At 59.3% G+C, this 19,086-nt stretch carries 16 protein-coding genes; 12 read left to right on the forward strand and 4 right to left on the reverse strand.

What is annotated here, in order from left to right; translation table 11 throughout:
• The first annotated feature begins 346 nt into the window (after positions 1 to 346).
• The 6 genes from NMG10_RS06225 to NMG10_RS06250 all read left to right on the forward strand — a co-directional run bounded on the left by NMG10_RS06225 (position 347) and on the right by NMG10_RS06250 (position 9,128).
• Positions 347 to 1,600 (forward strand): TolC family protein, encoded by a 1,254-nt coding sequence (locus tag NMG10_RS06225; protein ID WP_254463981.1) that lies wholly within the window; start codon positions 347 to 349, stop codon positions 1,598 to 1,600.
• Positions 1,597 to 3,063 (forward strand): efflux RND transporter periplasmic adaptor subunit, encoded by a 1,467-nt coding sequence (locus NMG10_RS06230; RefSeq protein WP_254463982.1) that lies wholly within the window; start codon positions 1,597 to 1,599, stop codon positions 3,061 to 3,063. Before NMG10_RS06225 ends, NMG10_RS06230 begins: the two co-directional genes overlap by 4 nt.
• Complete coding sequence (locus NMG10_RS06235; protein ID WP_254463983.1) at positions 3,060 to 6,218, forward strand: efflux RND transporter permease subunit; 3,159 nt, start codon at positions 3,060 to 3,062, stop codon at positions 6,216 to 6,218. The genes NMG10_RS06230 and NMG10_RS06235 overlap by 4 nt, the downstream gene beginning before the upstream one ends.
• Entirely contained in the window at positions 6,215 to 6,556 is a 342-nt protein-coding gene (locus NMG10_RS06240) for a copper-binding protein (protein ID WP_254463984.1), read from the forward strand. Before NMG10_RS06235 ends, NMG10_RS06240 begins: the two co-directional genes overlap by 4 nt.
• Before the next feature lie 391 nt (positions 6,557 to 6,947).
• Positions 6,948 to 8,633, forward strand: a complete 1,686-nt coding sequence (locus tag NMG10_RS06245) for a TnsD family Tn7-like transposition protein (protein WP_254463985.1) — start codon at positions 6,948 to 6,950, stop codon at positions 8,631 to 8,633.
• A gap of 93 nt (positions 8,634 to 8,726) precedes the next feature.
• The gene (locus NMG10_RS06250; protein ID WP_254463986.1) at positions 8,727 to 9,128 is read left to right on the forward strand and encodes an antitoxin Xre-like helix-turn-helix domain-containing protein; all 402 of its coding nucleotides are present in this window, start codon (positions 8,727 to 8,729) and stop codon (positions 9,126 to 9,128) included.
• 28 nt (positions 9,129 to 9,156) lie between these two features.
• Here the strand turns inward: NMG10_RS06250 and NMG10_RS06255 are convergent, their stop codons facing one another.
• Both NMG10_RS06255 and NMG10_RS06260 read right to left on the reverse strand, forming a co-directional pair.
• The gene (locus tag NMG10_RS06255; protein WP_254463987.1) at positions 9,157 to 9,585 is read right to left on the reverse strand and encodes a hypothetical protein; all 429 of its coding nucleotides are present in this window, start codon (positions 9,583 to 9,585) and stop codon (positions 9,157 to 9,159) included.
• Positions 9,582 to 11,435: a DEAD/DEAH box helicase gene (locus tag NMG10_RS06260; protein ID WP_254463988.1), complete on the reverse strand. Its 1,854-nt coding sequence runs from the start codon at positions 11,433 to 11,435 to the stop codon at positions 9,582 to 9,584. Before NMG10_RS06260 ends, NMG10_RS06255 begins: the two co-directional genes overlap by 4 nt.
• 363 nt (positions 11,436 to 11,798) lie before the next feature.
• Between NMG10_RS06260 and NMG10_RS06265 the strand changes: the two genes are divergently transcribed.
• On the forward strand, positions 11,799 to 12,158 hold the full coding sequence (locus NMG10_RS06265) for a hypothetical protein (protein ID WP_254463989.1): 360 nt from the start codon (positions 11,799 to 11,801) through the stop codon (positions 12,156 to 12,158).
• Positions 12,159 to 12,482, forward strand: coding sequence for a hypothetical protein (locus tag NMG10_RS06270; RefSeq protein WP_254463990.1), 324 nt, complete (start codon positions 12,159 to 12,161; stop codon positions 12,480 to 12,482).
• On the opposite strand, the gene NMG10_RS06275 is transcribed toward NMG10_RS06270, so the two are convergent.
• Positions 12,469 to 12,654 carry an AbrB/MazE/SpoVT family DNA-binding domain-containing protein gene (locus tag NMG10_RS06275; protein WP_254463991.1) on the reverse strand — a complete coding sequence of 62 codons (186 nt, stop codon included), beginning with the start codon at positions 12,652 to 12,654 and terminating at the stop codon, positions 12,469 to 12,471. The two genes, NMG10_RS06270 and NMG10_RS06275, sit on opposite strands and share 14 nt — an antisense overlap.
• Before the next feature lie 515 nt (positions 12,655 to 13,169).
• Here NMG10_RS06275 and hcnA point away from each other — a divergent pair.
• Genes hcnA through hcnC form a run of 3 tightly spaced genes read left to right on the forward strand, consistent with a single transcriptional unit; the run spans position 13,170 to position 16,128 of the window.
• The gene (gene hcnA / locus NMG10_RS06280; protein ID WP_050707591.1) at positions 13,170 to 13,484 is read left to right on the forward strand and encodes a cyanide-forming glycine dehydrogenase subunit HcnA; all 315 of its coding nucleotides are present in this window, start codon (positions 13,170 to 13,172) and stop codon (positions 13,482 to 13,484) included.
• On the forward strand, positions 13,481 to 14,875 hold the full coding sequence (gene hcnB / locus NMG10_RS06285; protein WP_186712253.1) for a cyanide-forming glycine dehydrogenase subunit HcnB: 1,395 nt from the start codon (positions 13,481 to 13,483) through the stop codon (positions 14,873 to 14,875). Before hcnA ends, hcnB begins: the two co-directional genes overlap by 4 nt.
• A gap of 2 nt (positions 14,876 to 14,877) precedes the next feature.
• Positions 14,878 to 16,128: a cyanide-forming glycine dehydrogenase subunit HcnC gene (gene hcnC / locus NMG10_RS06290; RefSeq protein WP_096049068.1), complete on the forward strand. Its 1,251-nt coding sequence runs from the start codon at positions 14,878 to 14,880 to the stop codon at positions 16,126 to 16,128.
• A gap of 155 nt (positions 16,129 to 16,283) precedes the next feature.
• On the opposite strand, the gene lpdA is transcribed toward hcnC, so the two are convergent.
• Entirely contained in the window at positions 16,284 to 17,684 is a 1,401-nt protein-coding gene (gene lpdA, locus NMG10_RS06295) for a dihydrolipoyl dehydrogenase (protein WP_254463992.1), read from the reverse strand.
• 216 nt (positions 17,685 to 17,900) lie between these two features.
• Here lpdA and cfaB point away from each other — a divergent pair, with 216 nt between their 5' ends.
• The gene (cfaB, locus tag NMG10_RS06300; protein ID WP_254463993.1) at positions 17,901 to 19,085 is read left to right on the forward strand and encodes a C17 cyclopropane fatty acid synthase CfaB; all 1,185 of its coding nucleotides are present in this window, start codon (positions 17,901 to 17,903) and stop codon (positions 19,083 to 19,085) included.
• Position 19,086 lies beyond the last annotated feature (1 nt).

Below are 19,086 nucleotides of genomic sequence, written 5' to 3' on the forward strand. Positions count from 1 at the left end.
GCCCGATGCAGTCTCAGGGCATGGATATGATGGCAGGCATGGACCACGATTGTTGCCAGGATCAAGACAACGGAAAGCCCAACCAACACTCATCCAAAGCCTGTAAAGTCGGTCAGGAATGTAGAACTGCAAGCACACTGCAGGTCAGCATGGTCGAGCCCGCACTCACCTTCGCCACTCCACGTCCCGTCGATACCTACGGTCAAAGCCTTCTAACCAGGGCTCCCCCCGATCACTGGCGCCCTCCTCGGGCCTGATTCCTTCGTAAAACTCACACCATTGTTCTGCCTCGGCGGCTGAACGATGACACGCGCCTATGCGCTGGTTTTTTCGAGGAATCATCTTCATGACTCCCCTATGTTCCCATTCAGGGCGGATGCTTGCTGCCGCCTTGGTACTCCTGCTGCCGGCGCTATCGGCGCAGGCGAATTCGCTCACTCTGGACGATGCGCTGCAACTCGCCGAACGCAACGCACCTTCGCTTCAAGCACGCCAGGAGCAGGCGTCCGCGGCGCGCCACTCAGTTATGCCAGCGGGTGAATTGCCCGATCCACGACTCAATCTCGGCGTGCAGAACCTGCCAGTGGACGGCAGTGATCGTTGGAGTACCAACCGAGACTTCATGACCATGCAGGTGGTCGGTCTTTCTCAGGAGGTGCCCAATCGCGACAAACGCAAAGCGCGGGTCGAAACCGCTCAGGCCACAGTCGAGCGGGCGGATGCCGAAGCGCTGTTTGAGCGCTTGAAAGTGCGCGCCGCCACGGCACAGGCCTGGATTACTGCATACACCCTGCAACGCAAACTGCAGCAGTTCGACATGCTGTTCAGCGAAAACCGCCTGCTGGCAGCGGCGGTGCGTGCGCGCCTGGCCGCTGGTGGAGGCGCTTCCGCCGATGCCCTGGCCCCCGGCCAGGAGGCCGCACAACTGGAAGAGCAGAAGGACCAGCTGCTCGCCCAGGCCACCCAAGCCCGCGCCGCACTTAAACGCTGGATCGGACAGGACGCCGATGCACAAGCGCAGGCATTTCCGCAGTGGCCGGTACGCGCACCTGACTACCTGCACTCCCTGCACGCCCATCCGGAACTGGCCACCTATGGGGCCATGACCCGTGAAGCGCAAGCCCAGGTGCAGCAGGCTATCGCCGAGAAAAAGTCGGATTGGGGCTGGCAGGTCGACTACCAACGCCGCGGGCCTGAATTCAGCAACATGGTCAGTGTCCAGGTCAGTTTTCAGTTGCCGATGTTCAGCGGTTCGCGGCAAGACCCGATGATCGCCGCTCGCCGAGCCCAAGTACGTCAGCTGGAGGACGAGCAGGAAGCGGCACTACGTGAACACACCGCGCAGCTCGAAGCTGATCTGGCGGAATACCAACGCCTGCAGCGGGCGGTGACCCGTAGCAGCGAAACCTTGCTTCCGCTGTCTGAACAAAGGGTCAGCCTGGCCTTGGCCGACTACCGGGCAGGCAAGTCGACGCTAGAAGAGGTGCTCACAGCGCGGCGTCAACGCATCGAGGCACGGTTACAGGATATAGACCTGCAAGGGCAGCTAGCGGCGACCGCCGCCCGCCTGCACTTCGTATATGGCGAGGTGCGTGCATGAACAACAGGGCTATCGGTTTGATCACCGCACTCGCCCTGGCTATTGGCGTCGGGACAGGCTACTGGTTGGGACATCCGGCCCAACCCGCACAAGCACCCGCAACAGCAGCAGAGCAGAGGCCGTTGTATTGGTACGACCCCATGTACCCGCAGCAGCACTTCCCAGCGCCCGGCAAGTCGCCATTCATGGACATGCAACTGGTAGCGAAATACGCCGAAGAAGGCACAGACCCCGCAGAGCCAGCGGTGCAAATCAGCCAAGGCGTTCAGCAGAACCTTGGGGTGCGCCTGGCGACGGTGAGCCGTGGCCGGCTGCAGCGCACTCTGCAGGTCAGTGGTGTGCTGGCCTTCGATGAGCGGGACTTCAGTGTGCTCCAGGCACGCACCGCAGGCTTCGTTGAGCGCACCTATGGCCGAGCCACAGGGGACGTGGTGGCCAAGGGCGCGCCTCTGGCGGATGTACTAGCTCCGGAATGGGTTGGGCTGCAGGAAGAGTTTCTCGCGATACGCCACATGGGCGATGCGCAGTTACTAGCCGCAGCACGCCAGCGCTTGCTGCTGGCCGGAATGCCGGGTGATCTGGTCGACCGGGTCGCACGCATCGGCAAGGTGCAGAAGCAGGTAACACTGGTCGCACCGAGCGCCGGGGTAATCCAGGCGTTAGACCTGCGCCCAGGAATGGCCCTGGCATCTGGCGCAACCCTGGCACGCATTAATGGCATAGCGAATGTGTGGCTCGAAGCCGCCGTGCCGGAAGCTCAGGCAAGTGGGCTGCACGAGGGACAAGCAGTAGAGGCCCACTTACCGGCTTATCCCGGCGAGACCGTTTTGGGCAAACTGACAGCTCTACTCGCGGATGCAGACCTGCAAAGCCGTACCTTGCGCCTGCGTATTGAACTGCCCAACAAAGCTGGCCGACTAAGGCCGGGGATGACCGCGCAGGTTGCGCTGCGCCCAGGTGAGAACACCGATGACAGCCTGCTGCTACCCGCCGAGGCCGTAATCCGCACCGGCAAACGTGACCTGGTAATGGTGGCCGAAGAGCAAGGCCGTTTCCGTCCAGTGGAGGTGGTGCTAGGCCAGGAGAGCGGCGGCCAGGTTGCCATCTTGAAAGGCCTGCAGGCCGGGCAAAAAGTCGTGGCATCCGGACAGTTCCTGATCGACTCCGAAGCCAGCCTCAAAGGAATTGAGGCGACCACCGTCTCGGACTCACCTGCCGCCTCGCAACCGCCAGAACTGCATGAAGCAGACGGTCGAATCGTGCAAATTGAAGGTAATCAGCTGACCATTGCCCATGGGCCTTTCGTCACCCTGGAAATGCCAGGAATGACCATGACTTTTCCAGTGGCTGACCCCACGCTGATTACCCCGCTCAAGGTGGGTGAGCGTATCCGCTTTGGTATTCGCGAGCGCGACGATGGCATGGTCATCGAGCAGATCAATGCGCTGGAGAACCAGCCATGATCGAAAAACTGATTCGTTGGTCAGTGAGCAATCGCATACTGGTTCTGCTTGCCACTGTGTTTCTGGTGGCCTGGGGGATATTTTCGCTGCGCAGTCTGCCGATCGATGCCTTGCCCGATCTGTCAGACGCTCAAGTGATCATCCGCACCTCCTACCCAGGGCAAGCACCCCAGATCGTCGAAAACCAGGTCACCTACCCGCTGACCACCACCATGCTATCGGTGCCGGGAGCCAAGACCGTGCGGGGCTTTTCCGCCTTCGGCGACAGCTTCGTTTATGTGATTTTCGAAGATGGCACGGATCTGTACTGGGCGCGCTCCCGCGTGTTGGAGTACCTCAGCCAGGTTCAGTCACGCCTACCCGCAACGGCCAAGCCAGCACTCGGGCCGGACGCCACAGGCGTTGGTTGGATCTACCAGTACGCGTTGGTCGACCGCAGTGGCGGGCATGATCTGGCACAACTGCGCAGCCTGCAGGATTGGTTCCTGCGCTTTGAGCTCAAGACCGTGCCAGATGTCGCCGAAGTGGCGAGCATTGGCGGCATGGTCAAACAGTATCAGGTGGTAATTGATCCTCTGCGCATGGCCAGCCTCGGCATCACCCAGGGCGAGGTGGCAGCCTCCATCGGAAAGGCCAATCAGGAAACGGGTGGCGGCGTGCTGGAACAGGGCGAGGCTGAATTCATGGTGCGGGCCTCGGGGTACCTGAAGACGCTAGACGATTTTCGCGCCATACCCCTGCGCCTTGCCGCCAACGGTGCGCCAGTGACACTGGGCGACGTAGCCAGGGTTCAGCTCGGACCGGAAGCGCGACGGGGCATCGGGGAGCTGGACGGCGATGGCGAAGCCGTGGGCGGCGTGGTAATCCTGCGCAGCGGCAAGAATGCCCAGGAAGCCATCGCACACGTGAAGGACAAGCTCGAAACGCTGAAAAAGAGCCTGCCCGCCGGCGTCGAGTTGGTGACTACCTATGACCGCAGCCAATTGATCGATCGCGCCGTTGAAAACCTCAGTCACAAGCTGATCGAGGAGTTCATCGTGGTCGCACTGGTGTGCGCCGCCTTCCTGTGGCACCTGCGTTCGTCGCTGGTTGCGATCGTCTCATTGCCAGTGGGTGTACTGATCGCGCTGATCATCATGCGCCACCAGGGAATCAACGCCAACATCATGTCCCTTGGTGGTATTGCCATTGCGATTGGAGCGATGGTCGATGCCGCTGTGGTGATGATCGAGAATGCGCACAAGCGGGTTGAGGCCTGGCACGAACGCAATCCGCGGCAGGTGCTGCGTGGTGCCGAGCACTGGAAGGTCATGACAGATGCCGCCGTGGAGGTAGGGCCGGCGTTGTTCTTCAGCCTGATGATCATCACCCTGTCGTTCGTCCCGGTGTTCACATTACAGGCCCAAGAGGGACGGCTGTTTGCACCTTTAGCGTTCACCAAGACCTACGCCATGGCGGCGGCGGCAGGGCTGGCCGTGACATTGGTGCCGGTGCTGATGGGTTACTGGATTCGTGGACCATTACCTGCCGAAGAACGTAATCCACTCAACCGAGGGCTGATTCGCTTGTACCGCCCGGCGTTGGAGGTAGTGCTGCGCCGGCCATGGATGACGTTGCTAGGCACGCTGGCAATCTTGCTCAGCAGCCTGTGGCCATTGAGCCATTTGGGCGGGGAATTCCTGCCTCCGCTGGATGAAGGTGATCTGCTTTATATGCCCTCGGCCCTACCAGGCCTGTCGGCGCAAAAGGCCTCGGAGCTGCTGCAGCGCACTGATAGGCTGATCCGCACGGTGCCAGAAGTCGCCAGTGTGTTCGGCAAAGCCGGTCGTGCAGAGTCTGCCACCGACCCAGCACCGCTGGAGATGTTCGAGACCATCGTACGGCTCAAGCCGAAGGATCAGTGGCGGCCTGGAATGACCAGCGAGAAACTGGTCGAGGAGCTCGACCGTACTGTACGTGTACCGGGCCTAACCAACATCTGGATACCCCCGATCCGCAATCGTATCGACATGCTCGCCACCGGTATCAAAAGCCCGATCGGGGTGAAGGTAGCTGGCAGCGACCTGGCGCAGATCGACCGCACGACCTTGGCTATCGAACGGGTAGCGAAGTCTGTACCTGGCGTGACCTCAGCCCTTGCCGAGCGTTTGACCGGAGGGCGATACGTCGATCTCGACATCGACCGCCAGGCTGCTGCCCGTTACGGTTTGAACATCGCCGACGTGCAGGCCATTGTCGCCGGCGCCATTGGTGGCGAAACCATCGGTGAGACGGTCGAAGGGTTGGCGCGTTACCCGATCAGCGTGCGCTATCCCCGCGAATGGCGCGACTCAGTCGACGCCCTGCGTCAGCTACCGATCTACACCGAACAAGGGGGCCAGATCACCCTCGGCACCGTGGCCCGCGTGGGAATTGCCGAAGGCCCGCTAATGCTCAAGAGCGAGAACGCCCGCCCCTCTGGCTGGGTGTACATCGATGTACGCGGGCGTGATCTGTCGTCTGTGGTCGCTGACCTCCGTCGGGCAGTTGACCGCGAAGTGAAGCTAAATCCTGGCATGAGCCTGAGCTATTCAGGGCAGTTCGAGTACCTGGAACGCGCCAACGCACGGCTGGCTTGGGTGGTGCCGGCGACCCTGGCGATCATCTTCGTCCTGCTCTACCTGACCTTTGGACGCATGGGCGAGGCGCTGCTGATCATGGGCACCCTGCCTTTCGCCCTCACCGGCGGTGTGTGGTTGCTGTACCTGATGGGTTTCAACCTGTCGGTGGCCACCGGCGTTGGCTTCATTGCCTTGGCCGGGGTCGCGGCGGAGTTCGGGGTGATCATGCTGATATACCTGAATAACGCTTGGGCTGAGAGGAAAGCCAATAGCGAGCGCACGCAGGATGCGCTTCTGGAGGCAATTCGCGAGGGCGCGGTGCAGCGCATCCGACCGAAGGCGATGACTGTGGCAGTTATCGTTGCAGGCTTGCTACCTATTCTCTGGAGCAGTGGGACCGGCAGCGAAGTGATGAGCCGCATCGCCGTACCCATGGTAGGCGGAATGCTGACTGCCCCCTTGCTCTCCCTCTTCGTGATTCCCGCAGCGTATTGGCTGGTCCGACGCCGCGATCTTGTAGTACCTCATGATTCAACACCAGGAGACATCCGATGAATAAGCGCTACCTCAGCATTGCATTGCTCTTTGCTTTCGCATCAGGCGCGCAAGCTCAAGACGTCACGGCCGGGATGACCATGGATGGTATGGATATGAAGGAAGCCCAATCATCACCTGCCGCTCACGCTGAAGGGACGGTAAAGGCCATAGACGCCCAGGGCGGCAAAGTGACCCTAATGCATGGACCGGTGGCGGCGTTGAAATGGCCGGCTATGACCATGGGCTTCAAAGCCTCTGCGCAACAGCTCGATGACTTGAAGGTTGGAGACAAGGTAGCGTTTGATTTCCGGATGGAGGGCAGTACTGCCAGGATCGTTGATATCCGAAAAAACTAAGTCCCTGTAGCCCCTAGGCTATCTGCGAGAAGTGCCTGACAAGGCTAATCGCCTCTGGCCACTCTCTAGCAATGCTCGGGAGTTGGCCAGAGATGGCCACCTATAAATGAACGTATATGCAGGCGTACTTTTTTCGAGAAAGTGTGAGGGCATTCTGACGTGTTGGATCAGCCTCCAGCCCTCGGAATGCCTGACGTGTACGTGATTTGTATGGGCTAGAAATACGCATGGATATCTTCTAGTAAAGTGTTAGAGCAGACTGGCTGTATGACGTTATTGCTTGTGTAAATTCTCAAAAGTCCTGACCCTGATACAGGATTTAGTGTGTTACAAGTATGCCGATCACTGGATGTGCGTCCTTTCCGAGCCCTGCCTTGTAAGTCGGTAACCGATGTCTGATCTTCTGTTTTTCCCTATGTCTATGCCGGACGAGATGCTTCATTCTCGCATCACGCGCTATCACTTCCTTTCAGGCAACAGAACCGCCAGGGAGACTTTCCGCGACCTGTTTGGCTCGGAGCCGTTCAACGTAGGCATGCTGCCCAAGAAAATTGACGTGCTCGCTACCAGGCTGCCCGGCGACACGGAGAGGAATCTGGATGACCTCGTCAGCACGAATACCACCTTTCCCGCCTACAGGCCGTTTTTGGGCGTAAGTCAAGAAGCGGTAAGCGCCACTCCAGGCCTCAGTTTCTCTGGGGTTGTCCGCGTTCCTCGTCGAGAGATAATGGTCCATGGCAAGGCAAAGCTTTGCCGCTCCTGCGTGGAGCAGGACCTTCTTGAGCTGGGGTATGCGTACTGGCATCGGTCACACCATTTGCCTGGTGTGTACGTCTGCTGGCGTCATGGTGATTCCCTGATGCATGCATGTCCGAAATGCTCGCTGCCGTTCTTCCGAAGGCTTCGGTTGCTGCCAGTCCTCTCCGAGCCGTGTGTATGCGGTTGGAGCGCGCTTACACCTGCGGTAGTGAACAAGGGAACTCCTCTTGAGAGGAAGTTTTCAGAGTTCGCACATGAACTCCTCCAGCGCAATATACCGCCGCACAGCAGTGAAACATTGTGCTCAACATATATTAGACAGTGCCAGAAACGAGGATTCGTACACGGGAGTCTTGCGGGTACCGCGAAGCTATTCGATAGCATTCGTGATAAGTATGGTGATGAATCCCTTTCGCAGATGGATAATGCCTATGCAGCAGGGAAACACAACCAGTGGATAAGGTTTACTCATCATAATAATCAAGTGGATATGCCTCTTTCGCGGCATTTGATCATTGCGCAGCACTTGTTCGGTAGCGCTGAAGAATTTGAGCATGCCCTGAAGAAGGAGCATATTCTCCAAGGTGTGGCAGGCGTCAGGTTACGTACTCTGAATGAAAAGCCAAAACCCGGCAAGGAGGAGAAGTTTCGTCAGAAAGTCGAAACCCTGCTGGCAATTCGAGAACATGCCAGCTTGGAGTATCTTTGGAGCAACGCCTATAAGGCCACCAAGTGGCTTTACGAGAACGATAAACCTTGGCTGCTGCGCAAGCTCACTGCGCCAACCCCAGCACCCACTGAGTCCGAGGATGCCACTGATCCCCGAGACAGCGCATTTGCCGCCATCCTGTTGAAGGGGGCGGAGGACATGTACCAAATCTCTAGGGGCCAGAAGCGGGTCAATTTCAGTAATCTGCAAAAACTGCTTCCTGTGTCCTTGCCGGGGGATACACCCATACGTAAGCGTAGATTTCCTCTTGCCGCTCAGCAGGCAGAGTCACTGCTTGAATCTGTTTGGCACTTTCGACTAAGGAGGATAATTTGTGCCATCGACGATATGACGAGACTCAAGCTTCCAATAGGTGGAGGAAGTCTTAGAGCTGTCTCTACTGTCCCTTTTTCAGCGTTTCAAGCAATCGTCAGTTTGTTTGAGTGGGATTTAGATAATTTCGAAAAGAACGGTGTAGATCCCGAGGCTGTACTCAAGTCTACGGGTGTATCTCGGGACTGGCAGGGGCCTCCTGGCTTCAATGTGGTCCTCGGTGGAAATGCTTTCTACCGCAATAGACCAGAAAAGGGGTCACGAAAAAAACCGTGAGGTGAGCACTTTCTTTGCTGCACATGACGGCCGCGATTTTGCTCGCGTGCAGGCTCAGCAGTAAACTAAGGGAAAAGTGTAGGAGTTGAGACCATGGTCAACAGCCAGCGTCTTACTAGGGAGCAGTGTTCGGTCGGTCTGAAGGTCGCGCTCCGGATCATCGATGCCTGGCGAGCGACTCCTGGGCAAGCCTGCAGCATTCTGCGAATTTCCCCGTCGACGTTCCGCCGCGCTGCCCAAGGGCAGGAATGTGGGCAAAGACTAGATCTGGATCAGCAGCAGCGGATCGGACTGGTAATCGGCATCCACGGCTTTTTGAGGGCTGCGTTCAGCAACCAGGATAACGTGAAGGGGTTTCCAGGCTTCAAGAATTCCAACCCCTTCTTTGAGGGGCGAACTCCTCTAGAGATCATGGCTCAAGGAGACCTGATCTCTCTGTATGAGACCTATCGGCGTATCGAGCACATTCACTGCGGCGAGATCATGGCTGGATGAAGATCAGCCGCAGTGAGAATAAGGCAGGTTAGGCAACCAGCTTCAGGCTAGGGGCTAATGCCATGTAATCTTGGGGCATGGTTGAAAGGATTGCGGCGACCTTTTCCTGCGGTAGCCGCTCAGCGAGCAGTGCCTCAAGCTTGCCCAACCGCTCTTGGACGGCAAGGGCACGATCCCATTGAACGCTGAATCGCTTGGCCGCGACTTTTTGTTCCACAAGCACCAGGTGTCGGTTGAGGTCATAGCTATAGCGCATGGTGACCTTGCTCGACGCACCGTCATCGTCTGCCTCTTGGAAGGTCAGCTCGAACACCAAGCCCTGAGAGGTTTTTTGGGCCGAAGACGCGACGTAGTCCTCTTCGAAGAGATTGTCGATAAGCTCGCTAGGCTGAACGCCACGGGTTACGTGAAGAGTCGAGAGCTCATCAACCAGCATTTTGATGGATTCAAGACTCATTTCAGCATTCTCCTCAGTTCGTCGATGATCACTTCCACGTCCTCAATTGACCTAGTTAGCAAGCCATTGTCGCGGTCAGCAACCCTGCCGAATTTCTTCGCCAGCTTGGTGTTGATAAAGCTCACCAGTATACCGTCATTAGGTGTGTTCGGTTTCACCATCGGCAGGTGGTTTTTGAATATCGGATAAAGGGTAGAAGCTTTTTCTGGGATCTGCAGGTCGCTGAGCAGCGTCGCGACCTCGTCTTGAGCCTTCTTCGTCAGGATCTCGCGCAGCTGCTTGCGAGCGATCTCCGGCCGCTTCTCCACAAGGTTTGGGTCAATGATCTGAGCCGCTTTCTTCGTCTCAGCATTGAGGAACACGTTCTTGAGCTGTGCCAGAACATCCGCGTCGTAGCCTTCGAGACCAGCAAGCGCCTGAACCTTCTGGGTCGCGATGGATTCGACCTCAGCCCTTTTCTCAGAAAAAATCTTGTTGAAGTCCAGGTCTACCAGGTAGGAGTCCCGGTCACTCACAAACGCTTCGGAGGTGGAAACACCACCCAGCTCCTGCTCTTTGCGGGTGTAGTCCTCGTCTGTGATGGTGTAGTCGCGGGTCCGTTGGTGTTTTGCCCGATCAACCTCAGTTTGGAAGGCCGTCCACATCGCATCCAGACCGGTCTCCTTGTGATAGATCACCACGGCGTTGTTATCGATTTCAAAGGCCGTGATTTCCTCGTCCGGAATTGCCCGCAGGACCCTACCGACGATCTGTGCAAAAGCGTTTTCGCTTCTGTAGGGACGGAAAAGCGCGAGAACCGTGAGATACCGATGGTCGTAGCCTTCCATCAACATATTCACGGAGATGACGACATCGCATTGGTGGTTATCGATCACCCGAAATGCCGCAGCGATATCGGCCTGTTCCATATAGCTGTGCACGACAGCCACAGTCAGGTTCTTGGATTGATACCAGGTGCGCAGGTCCTCGGCATGGGTGATGCTGCAGCCAACAGCGAGGATCTTGTGGGGCACGTCTGGAGAGGTTTTCCGAAGCTCATCCAGCTTCTGAATGCTCAGGTCGATAACGTCCATTGAGCATTCTGGAGACAGGGCGACGCTACGCTCTACCCATTCCCGGTCCTTGTATTCGAGGACTTGCTCCTTGGAGAGGCGGGTCCCCGGCTGTTCAGCGATTGTGAAGTAGAGCTCATGAGCACTGACAGTCTCTTTCCTCAGCCATTTTACATACCGATCACGCATCACCTCGGACAGCGGCGTCTTGTGAATCAGCTTGCCTGGCACTTCCTGGTTGTCGCCGCGAAACGGGGTGCCAGTTACGAAAATCTTCTTGGCGTTTGCAAAATGGGCCAAGGTTTTCTGCCAACTGCCCGCCGGCGCATGGTGTCCTTCATCAATGATGATCAGGTCGAAGAAGTCAGGGGCCACACGCTTTATGAGTGACTGCCCGCGCTCGTTGTACACCTGCTGAATGTTCGAGTAGACGAAGTGGGCCTGTTCCAGGCTGGCCTGATGTGTGTCCGAGGTGAATTCGCAGGTGACCGGTAGATCCTCGGCACTGAAGATCACATCGAAATTGATCCAGAAGTTGTCTTCCAGCAGATCCTGGGTTTTTCGGATGCTCTGCTTCGTGACTAAGCCCGGTGTGATGATCAATACACGACCCTTGGCCAGGCCAAACGGCACTATGGAAATCAGCCCGCTTTTGCCCGTCCCCGTTGGCAGGACGATCAACGCATCCTCGTTGGAGTTCTCGAAATGCTCCTGCGCCTTTATGTAGGCCTCGATCTGGGGGCTGCGCAGCTTTTTATTGCCAAGGATGTTGGCTGCCGTATCGGTGAAGTAATTCATAGACAGTCGTGGTTCCTATCGGCGGCGCGCGCCAAGGTGCCCGCGCGCAGGGCCACTGCTCGGCGACGGGGAGGACAGAATTGGAATTGTTCGGGGTGCAGCAGACGTGGGCATTGAAATATCCATATTTCGGGCCAGGCATCATCAGGCGTTCGTGATGGCTGAGCGTGAGTGCTGTGACTGATTGTAGCCCAGTGATATCACGCTTTGGGGCCTGATTTACTTGCGTATACGCTCCGAGGAATCAGACCAATGAACATTTGTACCTTTCGTGGACAGGGTGGAATGTGCGGCATGACAATGCCTCGGACATACCGATACATGGCATGACCTACCTCAGGATCAGCGAAAGGATCTTCTCGCATGCTTTACCTTACCGACGGACAACCCGCTTTCTGTCCCAAATGTGGCAAGCCCATCGATCCACAACTGTACGGCTGGGAGGCAAAAGACCGTTTCTACAATGGCAATCATCCGTTTCTCTGTGGCTGTGGTGCCCGCTACCTCATTGGTGAGACAAGCGTGAACAAAGCCTTCGATTCGGCTGAAACGGTCGCTGGGGACGCTGGTATTGATCGGCAGGCGAGAGCTAACCTGATGAGTGAGCTCTATGTGATATTGGGAGCCCTTGATGCATCGGCCGCAGTGCTTGACCAAGTGCTTGCCGCGGTTGAAGGCGACGAATTGCCGTATTCCACTTTACTGCCATTCGAGAATGACTAAATGAACAAGATTCACTGGTTCTGCGTTTCCAATCCAGATGGAAAGCGTTTTCCCGAGTGGCGACGATCCTTCGGTGTGAGTGACGGCGGGGTGGTGTTCGTGCCGGCGGCGATGGCGGGTGACGAGACTGAGATGAACGTGATGCTCTGTGCATCTGGTGATGGTCAGAGCACTGCTGTGCACCTAGATCACCATTTCGTGCCGAGTGACTGGCTTAAGCGCGAGTTCCCCAAACACTTTGAATTGATCGAGATGGTTGAGGACCGTGCGCAAACTGCTTTGGCTGAGACCGGTCAGGCACAGTCAGCGGCTAGCCTGGATTAGGATCACGGATTGGCCTGAGCACGATCACGCTTTCAAAAATCTCGATGCTGAGCTTGTCGCCCACGGCAAGGCGCAGCTCTTTCAGGATGTCTGGGGGTAACTCCACGATCACATCCCCCGAGCCATCACCAGGGTCCTGGCATTTGACCGTCGTGCGCGCTGATTGGGTCATGAGGGGCCTCGACTGGTTCACCTGTGCCCATTGTACTCCCACAGGGCCTCTTCAATGATCACCACGTTACCGAACGGCGTTGGGTGACTTGGCGTGCGGTACATGGCCTGAACGGGATTGAAGTGCACAGGCCAGGTCGCTTTGAGCGGACTTGTCGCTGTCTGTGTCAAACTATATTCCGCGCAACGGAGTACCCTTTTTCGAAGGGGCATCTGCTTGTGTCAAACTATGATTCGATCGCAGTGGTAGGTCTTATTGCTGGAGACCGCGAACTTCAGGGGGGGGCTGTGTCAAACTATATTGCGAGCCCCCAAAGGCTACCGATTGCCCCTGGTCCGCCAGGGGCTTTTTATTTCTGAGTGTTCGACAATGGATTTGTAGCGCTCTTGTCCTACGCGATTGTACGTCTGTCGCTGTAGGACATTTCTTAAACGTGCCTCTGGCATGGATCAATGTTTTCCCTCGTTGTTTGCCCTAACGTCGCCCGACCCATCAGTCATCAAGGACGACAGGAAATGCAGACGCTGCAACGAAAGCACGATATCCAGCCATTGGAAGGCGCTGAAATGACCCTGCTGGTCAATGGCCTGCCTGCGGTCGCCAGTGCTGGCGAAACCGTACTCAGCGTGCTCAACGCCGTTGGCCTGCGCCAGCTGGCGCGTAACGATCATGGCCAGCTCAGCGGTGCCTACTGCGGCATGGGCGTCTGCCATTGCTGCCTGGTGCAGATCGATGGTCGTCCCAAGCGTCGCGCCTGCCAGACCATCGTCAAGCCGGGCATGAGCATCGAGACCGAGGTCAACCGCGTGCAAGAGGAGGCCCATCCATGAGCCTTCGTCCTGTGATCGTCGGTGGCGGTTCGGCCGGCATGGGCGCCGCCATCGAGCTGGCTGAACATGGCGTGGATTGCCTGCTGTTCGACGAGGCCTCGCGCCCCGGTGGCGTGGTCTATCGTGGCCCGCTGCGCGCGGGTGTCGACCTGGGCTACCTGGGGCCGCGCTACACCAAGGCCCTGACCAAGCTGCATGAAGATTTCGCCGCCTGCGCCGAGCGCATCGACCTGCGCCTGAACCATCGCGTGGTGGGCGGGGACGATCAACGGCTGATGGTCCTCGACGCTGACGAGCAACTGCACGAGATCGACTACTCGCACCTGCTGCTGGCCGCCGGATGCCACGAGCGCAACGTGCCGTTCCCCGGCTGGACCTTGCCCGGTGTGATCCTGCTCGGCGGCTTGCAGCTACAGATCAAGAGTGGCGTGGTCAAGCCACTGGGCAGCACGCTGATTGCCGGTACCGGGCCGTTGCTGCCGCTGGTCGCCTGCCAGCTGCACGCCGCCGGCGCCAAGGTAGCCGGCGTGTACGAAGCCTGCTCGTTCAACCGTATCGCCAAGGAAAGCCTGGCGTTGATGAACAAGCCGCAGCTGTTCCTCGATGGCCTGAGCATGCTGGCCTACATGAAGCTCAACGGCATCCCCATGCATTATGGCTGGGGCGTGGTGGGCGCCACGGGTGACGGCGAGTTGCAGGAGGTCCAGGTTGCCCCTTACACCCAGGACTGGCAGCCGGACATGACCCGCATCCAGCGCGAGCAGGTGCGCACCCTGGCGGTGGGCTACGGTTTCATTCCACGGACCCAGCTCAGCCAGCAACTGGGCCTGGCCCATGGTTTCAGCGAGGACGGCTACCTGCGCGCCGAATGCAACGTGTGGCAGCAGAGCAGCCAGCCGAACATTCACCTGGCCGGCGACATGGCCGGTATTCGCGGTGGCGAGGCGGCAATGCTCACCGGGCGTATCGCCGCGGTGTCGATGCTGCAGCAGATGGGCAAGCTCGATGCCGAGCAGGCGATCGAGCGCCGTGAGCGTTTCCTCGGCAAGCTGGCGGCGATCAAGCGCTTCCGCTCCGGGGTGGAACGCTACACCGCGCGCGGCGCGGCGCAGATCCAGCTGCCCCAGGCCGACACGGTGATCTGCCGTTGCGAAAACGTCACTCGCGATCAGATCGACCTGGCCCTGGAGCAGGGCGTGGAGGACATGGCCAGCCTGAAGATGCGTACCCGGGTAAGCATGGGCGACTGCCAGGGGCGCATGTGCGTCGGCTACTGCAGCGACCGCTTGCGCAGCGCCACTGGACGTCCGGACGTGGGCTGGCTGCGCCCGCGCTTCCCGGTGGACCCGATCCCATTTTCCGCATTCGAACAACTCGGCACGGAGGCCTGAGCATGAACAAGCATTACGACATCATCATTGCCGGTGGCGGCGTGATCGGCGCGTCCTGTGCCTACCAGCTGTCCAAGCGGCACAACCTGAAGATCGCCCTGATCGACTGCAAGCGCCCGGGCAACGCCACCCGTGCCTCGGCCGGCGGCCTGTGGGCCATCGGCGAGTCGGTGGGACTGGGCTGCGGGGTGATCTTCTTTCGCATGATGTCCTCGCGCAACAAGCGTGAGGCCAACGGCGCGGCGGTGGTGGTTGACTCGAGCACGCCGCACATCCTGCCGGAGTGCTTCTTTGACTTCGCCCTGCAGTCCAACGCGCTTTATCCACAGCTGCACCAGGAGCTGATCGAGCGCCACGGGATGGACTTCAAGTTCGAACGCACCGGGCTCAAGTACATCATCCAGGATGAAGAAGACCAACTGTACGCCGAGCACATCGTCAAACAGATCCCGCACCTGGCCGACCAGGTACGCTGGCTCGACCGCGACGCGCTGCGGGCCTCGGAGCCGGCGGTGACGCTCAAGGCCAATGGCGCGCTGGAGTTTCTCTGCGACCATCAGGTCAGCCCGTTCCGCCTGGGCGATGCCTACATGGAGGCGGCGCGGCAGAACGGCGTCGATTTGTACCCGAACGTGAACATCACCGGCGTGCTGCATGAAGGCTCGCGGATCAAGGGCGTGCGCACCGCCGAGGCCGGCGAGTTCCATTGCGCCACCTTGATCAATGCCGCTGGCGCCTGGGCCGCCGAGCTGAGCGAATGGGCGACCGGGGAGAGCATTCCGGTCAAGCCGGTGAAGGGCCAGATCGTGCTGACCGAACGCCTGCCCAAGCTGCTCGATGGTTGCATCACCACCAGCGATTGCTACATGGCGCAGAAGGACAATGGCGAGATCCTGATCGGCAGTACCACGGAAGAGAAGGGCTTCGATGTCAGCAACACCTTCCCGGAAATCAGCGGCCTGGTGCAGGGTGCGATTCGTTGCGTGCCGCAGCTGGCGCAGGTGAACCTCAAGCGCACCTGGGCCGGCCTGCGCCCGGGGTCACCGGACGAGCTGCCGATCCTCGGGCCTGTGGATAATGTGCAGGGCTATTTCAATGCCTGTGGACATTTCCGTACAGGAATCCTCACGTCGGCCATTACCGGTGTGTTGCTGGACAAGGTTGTCCACAACGAGGCGTTACCGCTGGATATCACGCCATTCCTGGCGTCGCGCTTCCGTGAGGGTGTGGATAAACAACTGGCCCACGGCTAGGTCGAGCACTCGTGGGGCAAGGCCGCTCCGACAGGTTGGCGTAGTACCTGTGGGAGCGGCTTTAGCCGCGAACACCGGCGAAGCCGGTGCCATCCACCGAATCGCTTGCTTTGCGGCTAAAGCCGCTCCCACACGGTTTAACGCAAGGCTTTGCGTCAGATCTGCATCGCTTTCCCATCCACATTCATCGCCGCCTGGCGCAGCGCCTCGGAGCGGGTCGGGTGTGGGTGGCAGGTGAGGGCGATGTCCTCGGCCGAGGCCGAGAATTCCATGGCCACGCAGAACTCGCCGATCATCTCGCTCACGCTCGGGCCAACCAGATGCACGCCCAGCACCTCGTCGGTGACGGCGTCGGCGATAACCTTGGCGAAGCCTTCGGTCTCATGGTTGATCTTGGCCCGGCTGTTGGCGGTGAAGGGGAACTTGCCGACCTTGTAGGCACGGCCTTCGGCCTTGAGCTGCTCCTCGGTCTTGCCGACACTGGCCAATTCCGGGCGGGTATAGATGACGCCGGGGATCAGGTTGTAGTTGACCTCGTGGGGCTTGCCGGCGATGCGCTCGATGCACGCCACCGCTTCGTCCTCGGCCTTGTGCGCCAGCATCGGGCCGGAGGTGACGTCGCCGATCACCCAGATACCCGGGACCGTGCTGCGGTGATGGTCGTTGGCGAGCATGCCGCGCTTGTCGGTTTCCAGCCCCACGCTTTCCAGGTTAAGGCCCTTGGTATAAGGACGGCGACCGATGGCCACCAGCACGTAGTCGGCCTGCAGGGTTTCGGCGTTGCCACCGGCGGCGGGCTCCAGGGTCAGGCTGACGCCGTCGGCGCTGGATGTGGCCTGGGTCACCTTGCTGCCGAGCTTGAAGGTCATGCCTTGCTTGGCCAGGGCCTTCTGCAGAGTCTTGGCGGTTTCCTCATCGGTGCCCGGGCAGATGCGGTCCAGGTATTCGATCACCGTCACTTCGGCACCCAGGCGGCGCCACACCGAACCCAGCTCCAGGCCGATCACGCCGGCGCCGATCACGATCAGGTGCTTGGGCACCTGGGGCAGCGACAGGGCGCCGGTGGAATCGATGATGCGCTGGTTGTCGATGGTCACGCCAGGCAGCGGCGTGGGTTCGGAACCGCTGGCGATGACGATGTCCTTGGCCTGCAGGGTGGCTTCACTGCCGTCCTCGGCTTTGACCACCACCTTGCCGGCGCCGTCCAGGCGGCCCCAGCCCTTGACCCAGTCGACCTTGTTCTTGCGAAAGAGGTACTCGATGCCCTTGGTCAGGCCGGTCACGCTTTCGTCTTTCTGCTTCATCATCTGGCCCAGGTTGAGGGTCGGTTTGACCTCGATCCCCAGGTGGGCGAATTCTTCGCCGCTGGCTGCCTCATACAGCTCGGACGCATGCAGCAGCGCCTTGGAAGGCATGCAGCCGACGTTCAGGCAGGTGCCGCCCAGGGTCGAGCGACCCTCGACACAGGCCACGCTCAGGCCCAGCTGGCCGGCGCGGATCGCTGCGTTGTAGCCGCCGGGGCCGCCGCCGATGATCACCACGTCATAGGATTTCATGGGTTTCGTTACTCCGAGAGTGTGAGGAAGCGAAGAGGGGCACAAGGTTAGTCTGAGCGATTGAAATTGTATACAATCTGTTGTGCGGCCCGGACCAGATAGTTCTAGACTATGGTCGCGATTAACGGAAACTTCGCACGAATGAACTACCCTGATCCGGTGACGTCCGACAGCTTGAGGCCTGACGTCCCGTATCAATGAAAGGGAGGGTCATGAATGCTTGCGCAACTTCCACCCGCATTGCAGAGCCTGCACTTACCTTTGCGCGTCAAGTTGTGGGACGGCAACCAGTTCGATCTGGGGCCGAGCCCGCAGGTCACCATCCTGGTCAAGGAACCCCAGCTGATCGCCCAGCTCACCCATCCGAACCTGGAGGCGCTTGGCTCCGCCTTTGTCGAGGGCAAACTGGAGCTGGAAGGCGATATCGGCGAAGTCATCCGGGTCTGCGACGAGCTCAGCGAAGCCTTGCTCAAGGATGAAGACGAGTTCTTGCCGGAGCGCACGTCCCATGACAAGCGCACCGATGCCGAAGCCATTTCCTACCATTACGACCTGTCCAACGATTTCTACCAACTGTGGCTCGACCCGGACATGGTCTACTCCTGCGCCTACTTCAAGGAGCCGGACAACACCCTGGCCCAGGCCCAGCAGGACAAGTTCGACCACCTGTGCCGCAAGCTGCGCCTGCAGGCCGGCGACTACCTGCTGGATGTCGGTTGCGGTTGGGGCGGGCTGGCGCGATTCGCCGCCCGCGAGTACGGCGCCAAGGTGTTTGGCATCACCCTGAGCAAGGAGCAGCTGAAGCTCGGTCGCCAACGGGTCAAGGAGGAGGGCCTGGCCGACAAGGTCGACCTGCGGATCCTCGACTACCGCGACCTGCCCCAGGATGGTCGCTTCGACAAGGCGGTCAGCGTCGGCATGTTCGAACACGTCGGGCATGCCAACCTCGAGCTGTATTGCCAGCGGCTGTTCGGCGCGGTGCGTGAAGGTGGCCTGGTGATGAACCATGGCATCACCGCCAAGCACGTCGATGGTCGTCCGGTTGGCCGTGGCGCGGGGGACTTCATCGACCGTTATGTGTTCCCCCACGGCGAGCTGCCGCATATCTCGATGATCACGGCGCGGATCTGCGAGGCGGGCCTGGAGGTGGTCGATATCGAGAGCCTGCGCCTGCATTACGCCAAGACCCTCAACCACTGGAGCGAGAACCTGGAGAACCAGCTGCACCGCGCCGCCGAGCTGGTGCCGGAGAAGACCTTGCGTATCTGGCGCCTGTACCTGGCCGGTTGCGCCTACGCCTTCACCAAGGGCTGGATCAACCTGCACCAGATTCTCGCGGTGAAGCCCTACGCCGACGGCCACCACGACCTGCCGTGGACCCGTGAGGACCTCTATCGCTGAT

The sequence above is a fragment of the Pseudomonas sp. DVZ6 genome (assembly GCF_024259445.1).
Lineage (GTDB): Bacteria > Pseudomonadota > Gammaproteobacteria > Pseudomonadales > Pseudomonadaceae > Aquipseudomonas > Aquipseudomonas peradeniyensis.

Excerpts from the sequence above, each read along its gene's own strand:
- cfaB (WP_254463993.1), top strand. The coding sequence starts at position 17,901 with ATGCTTGCGCAACTTCCACCCGCATTGCAGAGCCTGCACTTACCTTTG.
- hcnA (WP_050707591.1), top strand. The coding sequence starts at position 13,170 with ATGCAGACGCTGCAACGAAAGCACGATATCCAGCCATTGGAAGGCGCT.
- NMG10_RS06260 (WP_254463988.1), bottom strand. The coding sequence starts at position 11,435 with ATGAATTACTTCACCGATACGGCAGCCAACATCCTTGGCAATAAAAAG.
- NMG10_RS06275 (WP_254463991.1), bottom strand. The coding sequence starts at position 12,654 with ATGACCCAATCAGCGCGCACGACGGTCAAATGCCAGGACCCTGGTGAT.
- hcnC (WP_096049068.1), top strand. The coding sequence starts at position 14,878 with ATGAACAAGCATTACGACATCATCATTGCCGGTGGCGGCGTGATCGGC.
- hcnB (WP_186712253.1), top strand. The coding sequence starts at position 13,481 with ATGAGCCTTCGTCCTGTGATCGTCGGTGGCGGTTCGGCCGGCATGGGC.
- lpdA (WP_254463992.1), bottom strand. The coding sequence starts at position 17,684 with ATGAAATCCTATGACGTGGTGATCATCGGCGGCGGCCCCGGCGGCTAC.
- NMG10_RS06245 (WP_254463985.1), top strand. The coding sequence starts at position 6,948 with ATGTCTGATCTTCTGTTTTTCCCTATGTCTATGCCGGACGAGATGCTT.
- NMG10_RS06240 (WP_254463984.1), top strand. The coding sequence starts at position 6,215 with ATGAATAAGCGCTACCTCAGCATTGCATTGCTCTTTGCTTTCGCATCA.
- NMG10_RS06255 (WP_254463987.1), bottom strand. The coding sequence starts at position 9,585 with ATGAGTCTTGAATCCATCAAAATGCTGGTTGATGAGCTCTCGACTCTT.
- NMG10_RS06235 (WP_254463983.1), top strand. The coding sequence starts at position 3,060 with ATGATCGAAAAACTGATTCGTTGGTCAGTGAGCAATCGCATACTGGTT.
- NMG10_RS06225 (WP_254463981.1), top strand. The coding sequence starts at position 347 with ATGACTCCCCTATGTTCCCATTCAGGGCGGATGCTTGCTGCCGCCTTG.
- NMG10_RS06230 (WP_254463982.1), top strand. The coding sequence starts at position 1,597 with ATGAACAACAGGGCTATCGGTTTGATCACCGCACTCGCCCTGGCTATT.
- NMG10_RS06265 (WP_254463989.1), top strand. The coding sequence starts at position 11,799 with ATGCTTTACCTTACCGACGGACAACCCGCTTTCTGTCCCAAATGTGGC.
- NMG10_RS06250 (WP_254463986.1), top strand. The coding sequence starts at position 8,727 with ATGGTCAACAGCCAGCGTCTTACTAGGGAGCAGTGTTCGGTCGGTCTG.
- NMG10_RS06270 (WP_254463990.1), top strand. The coding sequence starts at position 12,159 with ATGAACAAGATTCACTGGTTCTGCGTTTCCAATCCAGATGGAAAGCGT.